General features: G+C 73.8%; 9 protein-coding genes, 2 tRNA genes and 1 riboswitch. All 11 genes read right to left on the bottom strand.

Annotation, left to right across the window (positions count from 1 at the left end; genetic code table 11):
* Position 1: 1 nt before the first annotated feature.
* The 11 genes from AC6I72_RS16755 to AC6I72_RS16705 all read right to left on the bottom strand — a co-directional run bounded on the left by AC6I72_RS16755 (position 2) and on the right by AC6I72_RS16705 (position 12080).
* Positions 2-946 carry an aldo/keto reductase gene (locus tag AC6I72_RS16755; protein WP_498001643.1) on the bottom strand — a complete coding sequence of 315 codons (945 nt, stop codon included), beginning with the start codon at positions 944-946 and terminating at the stop codon, positions 2-4.
* A 269-nt stretch (positions 947-1215) separates the two neighbouring features.
* Positions 1216-2292: a M23 family metallopeptidase gene (locus AC6I72_RS16750; protein WP_498001641.1), complete on the bottom strand. Its 1077-nt coding sequence runs from the start codon at positions 2290-2292 to the stop codon at positions 1216-1218.
* 11 nt (positions 2293-2303) lie between these two features.
* Positions 2304-2461: riboswitch (cyclic di-AMP (ydaO/yuaA leader) on the bottom strand.
* Between the two features lie 348 nt (positions 2462-2809).
* Positions 2810-2883: transfer RNA gene (locus AC6I72_RS16745), tRNA-Met, on the bottom strand.
* Positions 2884-2929: 46 nt separating this feature from the next.
* Positions 2930-4141 carry a dihydrofolate reductase family protein gene (locus tag AC6I72_RS16740; protein WP_498001640.1) on the bottom strand — a complete coding sequence of 404 codons (1212 nt, stop codon included), beginning with the start codon at positions 4139-4141 and terminating at the stop codon, positions 2930-2932.
* A 191-nt stretch (positions 4142-4332) separates the two neighbouring features.
* The gene (locus tag AC6I72_RS16735) at positions 4333-5625 is read right to left on the bottom strand and encodes a mannosyltransferase family protein (RefSeq protein ID WP_498001639.1); all 1293 of its coding nucleotides are present in this window, start codon (positions 5623-5625) and stop codon (positions 4333-4335) included.
* 133 nt (positions 5626-5758) lie between these two features.
* The gene (locus AC6I72_RS16730; RefSeq protein WP_498001638.1) at positions 5759-6274 is read right to left on the bottom strand and encodes a hypothetical protein; all 516 of its coding nucleotides are present in this window, start codon (positions 6272-6274) and stop codon (positions 5759-5761) included.
* 9 nt (positions 6275-6283) lie between these two features.
* Positions 6284-6790, bottom strand: coding sequence for a SigE family RNA polymerase sigma factor (locus AC6I72_RS16725; RefSeq protein WP_037862811.1), 507 nt, complete (start codon positions 6788-6790; stop codon positions 6284-6286).
* Positions 6791-7139: 349 nt separating this feature from the next.
* Positions 7140-7212, bottom strand: a tRNA-Lys gene (locus AC6I72_RS16720).
* Between the two features lie 132 nt (positions 7213-7344).
* Positions 7345-8907 carry an amino acid permease gene (locus AC6I72_RS16715; RefSeq protein WP_498001636.1) on the bottom strand — a complete coding sequence of 521 codons (1563 nt, stop codon included), beginning with the start codon at positions 8905-8907 and terminating at the stop codon, positions 7345-7347.
* A 139-nt stretch (positions 8908-9046) separates the two neighbouring features.
* Positions 9047-11320 (bottom strand): DEAD/DEAH box helicase, encoded by a 2274-nt coding sequence (locus tag AC6I72_RS16710; RefSeq protein WP_498001635.1) that lies wholly within the window; start codon positions 11318-11320, stop codon positions 9047-9049.
* A 208-nt stretch (positions 11321-11528) separates the two neighbouring features.
* A complete protein-coding gene (locus AC6I72_RS16705) occupies positions 11529-12080 on the bottom strand; it encodes a hypothetical protein (protein WP_498001634.1) in 552 nt (183 codons plus the stop codon).
* Positions 12081-12153 lie beyond the last annotated feature (73 nt).

Genomic DNA, 12153 nt, shown 5'->3' with positions numbered 1-12153 from the left:
CTCAGGCGGAGGCCTGCGTGAGCCGCGTGACCTCTTCGTCCGTCAGTTCCAGCCCGGCCACCGCCAGCAGCGCCGGGAGCTGTTCCACCGTCCGGGCCGAGGCGATCGGGGCGGCCACCGTAGGCTGGGCCGCCAGCCAGGCCAGGGCCACCGTGGCCGGCTCGGCACCGCGGGCGCGGGCGATCTCGTCGAGCGCGGCCAGGACCTTCTGGCCGCGCTCGCTCGCCAGGTGCTTGGCGGCGCCCTCCGCGCGCGGGCTGTCGACCGTGGCGCCGGGCCGGTACTTCCCGGTCAGGAACCCGGAGGCAAGCGCGTAGTACGGGACGGCGGACAGACCGGCCCGCTCGGCGAGGTCCCGCAGGCCGCCCTCGTAGGTGTCCCGGGAGACGAGGTTGTAGTGCGGCTGGAGCGCCACGTACCGGGCGAGTCCCTCGCGCTCGGAGAACTCCAGGGAGGCGGCCAGGCGCTCGGCGGAGATGTTGGAGGCGGCGATGTACCGCACCTTGCCCGCCTTCACCAGTTCGTCGAGGGCGCCGATGATCTCCTCCACCGGCACGTCGGGCTGGTCGAAGTGGGTGTAGTAGAGGTCGATGTGGTCGGTGCCCAGACGCTTGAGGGAGGCGTCGGCCGCGGCCCTGATGGTGGCGGCGGACAGGCCCCGGAAGTCCGGGTGCTGGCTGACCTTGGTGGCGATGACCACGTCGGAGCGGTTGCCGCGCTCCTTGATCCACTTGCCGATGATCGTCTCGGACTCGCCGCCGTGGTTGCCCTCCACCCACGCCGAGTAGGAGTCGGCGGTGTCGATGAAGTTGCCGCCGGCCGCCGTGTAGGCGTCCAGGACGGCGAAGGACTGCGCCTGGTCGGCGGTCCAGCCGAAGACGTTGCCGCCGAGGGCGAGCGGGAAGACCTCGAGGCCGGACGGGCCCAGCTTGCGTAGAGAAGTCATGCTCCTCATCAACGACCAGTGCGGAGTACCCCATTCCGCACCGCGCCGGTGACCGGCGCAAAGGTTGCGCAAACCACCCGGTCGGCAGGCGGACCGGAAAGAACCTGAAAGGGCGCGGCCCGGACTGCCGGGGGGAGCCCTGCCGTCGGCGGGGTCCGGACCGTGGCCGGGAGCCGGACTGCCGGCGGGCAGCGACCTTCGGCGGAACCCGGGCCGTCGGTGGGACCCGGGCCGTCGCGGGCGGCGGCGTGCCGGCCGGCGGCGGTCCGTCAGGGGGTGAGGCCCTTGGACTGGAGCCACGCCATCGGGTCGATGCCGGCGGCCTGGCCGTCCGGGTGGACCTCCAGGTGCAGGTGCGGCCCCGTGACGTTGCCGGTGGCGCCGACCCGGCCGATGACCTCGCCCGTGCTCACCTTCTGGCCGGCCGCGACGCTGATCGACGACTGGTGGCAGAACCACAGTTCGGTGCCGTCGTCCAGGGTGAGGACCGTGCGGTAGCCGTAGGCGCCGGCCCAGCCCGCCTCGGTGACGGTGCCGCTGTGGACGGCCTTGATCAGGGTGCCGGTGGGCGCGGCGAAGTCGAGGCCGGTGTGGTGGCCGGAGGACCACATGGAGCCGGCCTGCCCGAAGGTGGAGGTGAGGGTGTACGAGGAGGTCGGCAGCGTGTACTGCTTGGCCAGCGCGGCCAGCCGGGCCGCCTCGGCCTCCTTGCGGGCCTCCTCCTCCGCCTTCTTCTTCGCGGCGGCGGCCTTGGCCTCGGCCTCCTTCTTCGCCTGGGCGGCGGCCTCCTCGGCCTGCCGGACGGCCTTGCGGGCCGCGGCCGCCTCCGTGGCCGCCCTGGCTCCGGCCTCGGCCTGGGCCTGCTGCTGCTCGGCCTGGGCCATGATCCGGCTGCGCAGCGCCTCGCCCGCGTCCGTGGCGGTGTGCGCGGTCGTCCCGGCGGTCACGGCCGGGGTCTCGGTGACGTCGCTGAGGGCGGTCGCGGAACCCTCGTGACCGTCGTGGCCGGATCCCTCGAAGAGACCGCCCACGGCGGGCAGGCCCTGCAGGGCGGGAACGTCGGGCAGGGAGATCGAGACCGGCGGCTTGCCGGTGTTGGCGCTGGCCATGCCGCCCGCCCCGACGGCCGCCATGACGCCCACGCCGAGCACGGTGGAACTGCGGGCGAGCCCGCCGCCGCGCTGCTTGGCCACGCGGTGCCGGCCGCGGACGGGACGGAGGGAGTCCTCGGTGGGGTTCCACTCCTCCCAGGGGCCCTGGTCGGGGTGCCGGTCACCGTAGGCGAAGGACTCGGTGCGCCGGCTCGGCACCGTCGGGGCTTCAGGGGCAGGCGGGTTGGACGCCACGCGGGCGTGCTCCTTTCCTTCCGTCTCGCCTACCGGGTTAGCTGACGGGTTCGGAGCGGGAAGGTCTCCTACGCGCGTCAACCAGCCGCGTACACACGGCGGATGACGCCCGATTCACCCCAAGTTGGTGGTTCCCCGGTTCCCTCGCGGGATTCGGCGCGCGCGCACGGAGCCGCCTTCGGTGACGGCTGGGACGACCGCGCTGCGTTATCGAACGTTAATAGACCCGGGGCTCCGATTCCAAGCCGATCGTCTTGATCCTTAAACCTTTTTGGCCAGAACATAAGCCTCACGAGGGATGGAAACGGGGTGAGTTGACTGGACTTCAGGCCACATCACGACGTCATCGAGCCGCGTCCGGCCCGGACCGTCCGGTGATGGTGTGTCAGTTGTTATGCGGACGGGGACGGCCCGCTCACGTCAGGTCACAACGATCAAGGAGCGGCCGGAGCGCCGGAACGAACGGAAACGGCTCAGGGCCGGAATCCTTGATCGGATTCCGGCCCTGAGCCTTCAGTAGCGGGGACAGGATTTGAACCTGCGACCTCTGGGTTATGAGCCCAGCGAGCTACCGAGCTGCTCCACCCCGCGTCGTTGAAACCAGTGTACGTCATCCCCGGGGTGGAATGCACACGCGTCACAGCAGGTGGCGATTGGGCTCCTTGGCCTGACCCTCGAACTCCGGCAGGACGACGACGTCCGCGCCCGCGGCCGCCAGCACCCCGGACCCGTCGGCGGCCTCGACGAACGTGTCCGGCTCCCGCCAGGCCGTGACCACTCGCCGCACCCCCGCGTCCAGAATCAGCCGGGCGCACGGACGCGGCCGGGAGGCGCGTCGGGCGCACGGTTCCAGGCTGCTGTACACCGTGGCCCCCGGCAGCCGCGGATCCGCCGGATCGGTCTTCGCGAGCGCGGCCTCCTCCGCGTGCACCACCGGATCGCCGGCCTCCCGCGAGTGGCCGCGGGCCAGCTCGGTGCCGTCGGCGGCGACCACCACCGCGCCCACGCTGAACGCCGTCCGCGACGGCGGGCACTGGCCGGCCAGCTCGCACGCGATCCGCAGCCAGTGCCGGTCGGCGGGAACGGGGGCGGCTCCCGTGCCGGGGGCCGTGGGCTCGTAGCGCATGAGGACGACGTCACCGAGGGCCCGTGTCTCCACCAGCCGCAGCCGTCCCCTCTGGTACCCGCCGGGGCCGAACAGCCGCGGCGCGCCGGGGTCCCCGACGAGCAGCGGTGCGAGCACGAGGTGCAGTTCGTCGGCGAGCTGCCGCTGGAGCAGCTGGGTGTGCACGGTGCCGCCGCCCTCGACCATGAGCCGGCGCACACCGTGCACGTCGTGCAGGTGCTCCAGCACCGCGTGCCAGTCGAGTCCGGCACCGAGCGCCACGACGGAGACGGCCGCGGCACCGGCACCGGCACCGGCACCGGCATCCGCACCGGCGTCGTCGGTCCTGCCGCCGGCTCCCGGTCCCGCTCCGGTGCCGATGCCCGCGCGGCGCAGGCGTTCGGCGCCCTCGTCCGTCGTGTAGACGGCCTTCTCCCCGCCCGTGTGCCAGAAGCGGGCCCGCGGATCCAGCTCCCCGGAGGCGGTGACCGTGACCTTCAGCGGATGCTCGGGCCGGCCCGCCGCGACCCGGGCGGCGCGCCGCTCGGGCGAGTTGACCAGCAGGCGGGGGTTGTCGGCGCGCACCGTCCCGGCCCCGACGAGGATCGCGTCCACGCTCGCCCGTACGCCGTCGACCCGGTCGAAGTCGGCGGGGCCGGACAGCAGGAGACGGCTGGGACCGGTGTCGTCCAGGCAGCCGTCCAGGGAGACGGCGGCGGACAGCAGGACGTGGGGGAGGGGCATCGGCGCACTCTCTCTCGGCGATGGGCGGGCTGCTCGCAGGCGTGGGGGCGCCTCGGGTTTTCTACCAGTCCGTCCGGGCGGCCCGGTCGGCGGTCCGTCCGGGCGGGCCCGGTCGAACGGCCGTCCGGCTGGGCCGTGCGGGCCGTGCACCGGCGCGTGTCGGCACGGGAGGGAGCGCGTCGGGCCGGGGGTCACCCCGTCCAGTGTCCCGAGGTGAACGTCACCGCGAGGACGGCCGTCAGCGGCGCCACCACACCGACGTAGGCCTCCTTCACCCAGCGGCGGCGCAGGCTCCAGTGCGCCAGGCCCGTCCACAGCGGCCACCAGATCAGGGTGGCCCGCGGCACGGAGAGGTACCAGTAGGAGGTGCCCAGCGCCCACAGGTTGAGCGCGATGAACACGGCCTCCGGCCAGCGGCGGCGGACCAGCAGGACGCCCAGCAGCAGCACCCCGGCCGCCATGGCGGCCAGTTCCAGCTGGAACTCGACGGCGTACCCGGTGCTCTGGAGGTGACCGAAGGCGTTCCGCCAGGTGTGGCGGAACGCTTCGGCGGGGCTGTGGAAGTCGCGGTACCAGCCGCGTTCCTCGGCGTGTTTCCAGGCCATCCAGTCGCCGGTCCGTACCCGCAGGTAGACGGTGTACGCGGCGGCGGGCACCGCCGGCAGCAGGCACCAGCCGAGCGGGCGCAGCCGGCGGGGCAGCGAGCGGCGGGAGGAGTCTCCCGCCCGCCCCTGTGAGCGGATGGCGATCAGGAGTTCGGCCGTGAGGGCGGCGGCCAGGAACAGGCCGCTGATGCGCACGGTGGTGGCGGCGGCGCACAGGAGGGCGGCGAGCGGCCAGTTGCGGTGCCTGGCCGCGAGCCAGGCCGGGAGGGCCAGGGCGAGGAAGAGCGACTCGGTGTAGCCGGCGGCGAGGAACACCGCGGCGGGCGAGAAGAGCAGGAAGGCGGCGGCCCGCGGGCCGGACCGGTCGCCGTCCGTCCGGCCGGTTCCGGCGATCCGGGCCAGGGCCACGACGGCCACCGCGCCGCTCACCAGGGAGACCAGCAGCCCGGCCACGGTCCAGTGCGGGACGAGGACGTGGACGGCGCGCAGTACGAGGGGGAACCCGGGGAAGAAGGCCACCCGGTTGTCCTGCAGGGGATCGACGCCGGGGAACGGGGCGAAGTAGCCGTACTGGGCTATGTGCTGGTAGTGGACCCAGTCCCACTGCTCCCAGCGGGACAGCCAGGTGGCGGGTGTCCTGTCCGGGGCCCCGGCGGGGGCCAGCCAGGCGCTGGCGTAGGCGACGAGCCACAGTCCGAGGCGGGTGAAGAGGTACAGGCGCAGCACCCGCAGGTCGGTCGGGGTGAGCCGGCCGGCCAGGCGCCGCAGCCGGCGTCCGCCGGGCGGTCCCGACCCTTCGGCGGGGGCGGGGCGCGGTGCGCGGGTGCCGTCCGCCCGAGGCGTGCCCGGTGTCTCGGTGGTGGGCAGGGTCGTGGTCATCGGGCGTCCGTTCCTGGGGGTACCGGGCGGGCAGGCGGGTCGGGGCGGGGGGGGCTGGGAGCGGACAGGAACGGGGTCGCGCGGGACGGGTGAGGCGTGGCGGTCGCGCAGGTGGGGGCCGGTGCGGGCCGGCCTAGCCGGGCGGGCCGGTGAGGGACGAACTGCTGGGCGGGGGCGTGGTCCACGAGGGCGGGGCGTACGTGGCCGGCGGGGAACTCCCGGCCGTGCCCCGCACGCGGCCCGTCCCTCCCGTCCGCGTCCCGCCCGTCGCGTCGGTCGTCTCCGCGCCCGGCGGCCCGGCGGGGTACATCGAGGAGGTCCGGCCCGTCGGCGGCGGCGAGGACGGGCCGCCCGGGGTGAAGCCCGGTGCCGGTGACGTCCCCGGGAAGGAGGGCGAGGGCAGCGGGCTGGACGCCGGGCGCGGCACGGGCGCGGCGGGCTCGACGCCGGCCCGGGTGCCGGGCAGCAGGAACACCCCGACGCCGACACCGGCGACCGCGAGCAGCGACCCGACGGCCCGTTGCGCCGTCCGGGCCCGGCGGCGGGCCCGCACCCCCGCCCACAGGCGCTCGCGGTGCCGGGCCTCGAAGGGAGTGTGCTCCTCGGCGGCGCACATCATCCGCGTCAACTGCCGTTCGAAGTGGTCCATGTCTCTCCTTCAGCCCACCGGCTCGCTGACGTCGTCCAGGAGCTGCCGCAGACGGGCCACTCCGCGCGCGGCGTGCGACCTGGCGGTGCCCACCGGGCAGCCCAGCGCGTCCGCCACCTGGCTCTCGGAGAGGTCCTGGTAGTAGCGCAGCACCACCACCGCCCGCTGCCGCGCCGGCAGCCGGGCCAGCGCCGCTTCCAGGCGCGAGCGCTCCGCGACGGTCGCGGACACGTCCCCCGCCTCCGGCAGCTCGGGCACCTGGTCGACGGGGCGCTCCCCCCACCAGCGCCGTCGCGCCGAGCGGGCCGCCGCGCGCGCCATCACCGTGCGCACGTACGCCTCGGGCGCCTCATGGGCCACTTTCGGCCACACGAACCAGAGTTTGACGAGCGACTCCTGCACGAGGTCCTCGGCCCGGTGCCGGTCACCGCCGGTGAGCAGCCGGGCGAGATGGAGCAGGACCGACCAGCGGGCCGCCACGAACTCGTCGAACTCACCGCCCTGAGCCTGCCGCATCCACACCGTCCCCGTTCCCACCGGTCGCCTACACCCGGGGAAAGACTGTGGCAGGCGCCGTTCTATGCACCCATCCGCTGTGATCCGGATCACTGTGACTGCGGCTCGGGTGGCTCTTCAGGCGGGAACGGCCGTGGGAAGGGTGACCGCGGCGAGGCCGGACCGTGCCCCCATGGCCATCGATCACGGCCGGGCGCAGGAGCGGCCGCCGTTCAGCGGCGGGGAACGGCCCCGGTCCCGTCCGCCTGCCCGCACCTCGGTCCGGCCACGGGCCGGCAAGCCGTCCCGACACCCCGTCAGAACGGACGCGACCCCAGCTCATCGGTGCTCTGAGCTGGGGTCCGGCCGGTAGGCCCTGTGGGACTCGAACCCACAACCAATGGATTAAAAGTCCACTGCTCTGCCAATTGAGCTAAGGGCCCGGGCGATGTTGCATCCCCGAGCATAGCCGTAGGAGGCCGCGTCTCCGATCGGGTATCGGGCGGCGCGGCCGGAAGTGTGGCGTACGGGCGGCACGCGGGCGGGCTCGTGGGGCGATCGGGGCCGGAGGGCGTTCAGCTCTGCCGGACGGGCGGTGGCGGGGTGGCGGTGCCGTGGTGGGGGCGGCGGTCCGCGTGGGCCGGGTCGAGGAACCAGCGGCGGGCCGAGGCGAACCACCACAGCGCGGCGAAGCCGAGGACGACCAGGACGGCGACCGGGGCGTAGTTGAAGGTCTGCCAGGTGACCGGGGAGACCTGGGGCAGCATGAAGAGGACGGTGATGACGCCCACCCAGACCACCGCCACGATCCCGATCGGCCGCGACCAGCGGCCCAGGTGCCAGGGGCCCCGCTCGAAGGCATCGCCCTTGCGCACCCGCAGCAGGGTGGGGACGACGTAGGCGATGTAGAGGCCGATCACCGCGATCGAGGTCACGGCGGCGTACGCGGTCTCGTTGATCAGGTAGGGCAGGCCGAGGACCAGCGCGCCGAGCACGGCCAGCCACACCGCGGCCACGGGGGTGCGGGTGCGCGGGCCGACCGTGTGCCACAGGCGGGAGAAGGGCAGCGCGCCGTCGCGCGAGAACGCGTAGATCATGCGGCTGTTGGCCGTCACGGACGCCATCCCGCAGAACAACTGCGCGCCGATCACCACGAGCAGCAGCAGCTTGCCCGCGCTCGCGCCGAGGGCGTCCAGGAGGATCTGCGCGGGCGGCGCGCCGGTCGGGGAGTGCAGCTCGCGGCCGTAGTCCTGGATGGCGTAGGTGAAGCCGAGCAGCAGGACGAAGCCGGCGATCCAGGAGGTCCAGATGGAACGGACGATGCCCTTCGGGCCGGCCGTGGAGGCGTCCCGGGTCTCCTCCGTCATGTGGGCCGAGGCGTCGTAGCCGGTGAAGGTGTACTGCGCCATCAGCAGGCCGAGCAGCACGACGTACACCCCGCTGCCCCAGCCGGTGTTGTTCACGTAGTGGGTGAGGACGAAGGACGTCGAGCGGTGGCGGTCGGGCACGAAGGCCAGCGCGGCGGCGATCAGCGCCACGCCCAGCACGTGCCACCACACGCTGACGCTGTTGAGGAAGGCGACGATGCGCACGCCGAAGGTGTTCAGCAGGCCGTGCAGGAGCAGGATCGCCGCGAAGAGCAGGACCGTGCGGCCCGGGGTGACCCGGAAACCGAACTGGAGGTTGAGGTAGGCCCCGAGGAAGGACGCCGCGCCGAAGTCGATCCCGGCGGTCACCGCCACCTGTCCCAGGACGTTGAACCAGCCCGTGAACCAGGCCCAGGCGGCCGCCGAGCGCGGTGGCGCCAGCCTGTGCGCCCAGAAGTACAGACCCGCCGAGGTCGGGTACGCCGAGCAGATCTCGGCCATCGACAGGCCGACGAACAGCGTCATCAGGCCCACGCCCACCCAGCCCCAGGTGATCACGGCCGGGCCGCCGGTGTTCATCCCGAAGAGGTACAGCGTCAGGCAGCCGGACAGGACGGAGATGATCGTGAAGGAGACCGCGTAGTTGGCGAAGGCCGACATGCGGCGGGCGAGGACCTGCGTGTAGCCGAGCTGGGCCAGCCGTTCCTCGTCCGACGGCCCGGCGTTCCCTGGCATCGGCGCCGGCGCAACGGCGCCCTCGTCATCTGTCATGCCCCCAGCAATTCCCCTCGCGGGGGTGTGACATGCATCACGCAGCAACCGGAAAGGGCCCGTACGACGGGTGTCGTACGGGCCCTCTCGGATCAGCTCACAACGGACTGTCCGCCGTTGCGCTCCGGCTCACGGACTGTCAGCCGTTGCGCTTCCAGCGCGGCTTGTCCTCACGGCGGCCGAAGGAGCCACCGCCGCGGTGGTCGTCACGGCGGCCGTAGGGACGCTCGTGGCCACCGGACCGGAAGCCGGGGCGCTCGCCCTGGCGGTCACGGTTGAACGGACGGTCGCTGCCGCGGTGCCCGCCCCGCTCGTCGCGCCGCGCCGGACGGTCGTCGCGGCGGAAACCGCCCCGGTCCTCACGCCGCTCGAAGGAGCGGGGAGCGCGGTCACCACGGTCACGGTCGCCGCCGAAGGAACGGTCCCGGTCGTCGCGGCGGAAACCGCCCCGGTCACCCCGGTCGTCGCGGCGCTCGAACGAACGGCCGCCACGGTCCCGGTCACGGTCGCCGCCGAAGGAACGCTCACGGTCGTCACGGCGGAAACCACCGCGCTCGCCCCGGTCACGGTCGAAGGAACGGCCGCCGCGGTCGTCACGGCGGAAACCACCGCGGTCACCACGGTCACGGTCGCCGCCGAAGGAACGGTCCCGGTCGTCGCGGCGGAAACCGCCCCGGTCCTCACGCCGCTCGAACGAACGGCCACCACGGTCCCGGTCACGGTCGCCGCCGAAGGAACGCTCACGGTCGTCACGGCGGAAACCGCCCCGGTCACCCCGGTCGTCGCGGCGCTCGCGGCGGTCGTACGACGACGAACCCGCCGCACGCTCCTCGCGCTCGCCCCGCCCGGCGTGCTCCGCCCGGTCGACGTCCTGCGCCGCGGGCTGCTCCGGCAGCGACACCTCGGCGGTCCGCTCGGCCGCGGCCTGCGCCTCGGCCACCGCCGCCTCCGGGTCCTCGCCGCGCTCGCGGGCGACCCGGGCGACCAGCCGGTCGGCCTCCTCGCGCAGCTCCGTGGCACGCCGCTGGGCGCGCTCCAGCTCCTTGGTGAGCTGGGCGACCTCCCGCTCGGCCTGCTGCGCGGCGTTGCCCGCGGACTCGGCCTGGACCTCGGTCATCGACCGGGCACCGGTGATCTCGGCGACCTCCGGCTCGAAGGCCGCGCCGCCCTGGATGATGTGGCGCGTGGCGTCGACGCCCGCGTCCTCCATCAGCCGGAAGATCTGGCGGCGCTGGTGCGGCAGGGACAGGGAGACGACCGTGCCGGTGCGGCCGGCTCGGGCCGTGCGGCCCGCGCGGTGCAGGTAGTCCTTGTGGTCACCGGCCGGGTCCACGTTCAGCACCAGGTCGATGCCGTCGACGTGGATGCCGCGCGCGGCGACGTCCGTGGCGACCAGGACGTTGACGTACCCGTCCTTGAAGTCGGCCAGGGTGCGGGTGCGGGCACCCTGGGTCATGCCGCCGTGCAGCGCGTCGGCCTTCACACCGGCGTCGCGCAGCTGCTCGGCCACGCGGTCCGCGCCGAGCTGCGTGCGCACGAAGATGATGGTGCGGCCCTTGCGGGAGGCGATCGCGGCGGTGACCGGCGCCTTGTCCTTGGGCTTCACGACCAGGATGTGGTGCGACATGGTCGTCACCGCGCCCTGCGCCGCATCCACCTCGTGGTGGACCGGGTCGGTCAGGTAGCGGTCGACCAGGGTCTTGATCTCGTTCTCCATGGTGGCGGAGAAGAGCATCCGCTGACCGCCCGCCGGGACCTGGTCCAGCAGCTCGGTGACCTCGGGCAGGAAGCCCAGGTCGGACATCTGGTCGGCCTCGTCGAGGACGGCGATCCGCACGTCCTCCAGGGAGCAGGCGCCGCGGTTGATGATGTCGCGCAGCCGGCCCGGGGTGGCGACGAGGACGTCGACGCCCTTCTCCAGGGCGTAGATCTGGTTGCCCATGGACGTACCGCCGCAGACGACCTTCATCTTCAGGCCGAGGACGTCGCCGTAGGGCTGGAGCGCGTCGGCGACCTGCATCGCCAGCTCACGGGTCGGGGTGAGGATGACGGCGCGCGGCCTGTGCTTCTGGGTGCGGCCGCCGGCCAGGGTGGCCAGGGTCGGCAGACCGAAGGAGAGGGTCTTGCCGGAACCGGTGCGGCCCCGGCCCAGGATGTCCTTGCCGGCCAGGGCGTCCGGGATGGTCGCGGCCTGGATCGGGAAGGGGGTGGTCACGCCGTTCTGCGCGAGCTTGCGCACGACGCCCTCGGGCAGACCGAGGTCGGCGAAGGTGATCTCGGGGGCCTGCTCGGCGCGGTCCTCGGCCGCCCCGGTGACCTCCTGGACGGCCGGGGTCTCCTGGCCGGTCAGGTTCTCGGGGGCGTCCTCGGTGCTCTCGGGCACGACGACGTGATCAGTACTGGCAATGGACATGCGAATGCGAAACCTTCCGGAGTCTCGTCGGCACGCGCCCGTCAACTCCGTGTTTCGCACCACGACCGCCTCGATGCGGTCCGCCACGGCAAGGGAGAGTACGCGCCACACGGCGCGCTCTGCGTGGGCGCCGGGCAAATGGGATCAAACGATCTACCACCATACGCACCTCCCACCCCTCAAGGCAAACCGACGCCGAAAGCGCAGGTCAGGACCGTGCACCGGCAGGCCGACGCAGCCTGCCCGGCTCGGGCGCCGGTTCCCACTGCTCCAGCTGCGGCCCCGGACCCTCGTGCGCCGAGGACGACGGCTCCGCCGGCGTCGGGTCGGGCGAGGCCGGCACCGTGGGCGTCGAGGGCGGCGGCTCCTGCGGCGGGGCGGACGTCTGCGGCGGCACGGGCACCACCTCCGTCGGCGTCGGGTCACCCGCCTCGGGCGGCTTGCCCGGCCCGGCCGGCGCCACGGCCGACGCGCTCGGGGCGGCCGAGGGCGAGGCCGAGCCCGACGGCGACCCGCTCCGCGCGCCCTCGTCCTTCCTCCCGCGCCCCCCGTGCCTGCCGTCACCGGCACCGCCGGCCCGGTCCGCCACACCGCCGGACACCACCGCGCCGCCGTCCGCCACCTCACCGCCGCCCCGCTGCGCGGAGTGCGACGGCCGGGCCCCGCCGCCGGAGTCCTCCCCCACGCTCACGCACCCGGCGGTGGCGGCCAGTGCGGCGACCGCGGCGGCGAGACGGACGGATACGTACAAGGGGCGCACGGGAGCCACCTCCGGGAGGGAGAAGTCGCCGTGCCCAACTCCTCGCGCCCGCAAGAGGACACGCCGGTCTCCC

The sequence above is a fragment of the Streptomyces sp. Xyl84 genome, from assembly GCF_059731885.1.
This window is presented reverse-complemented; position numbering and strand designations above follow the sequence as displayed.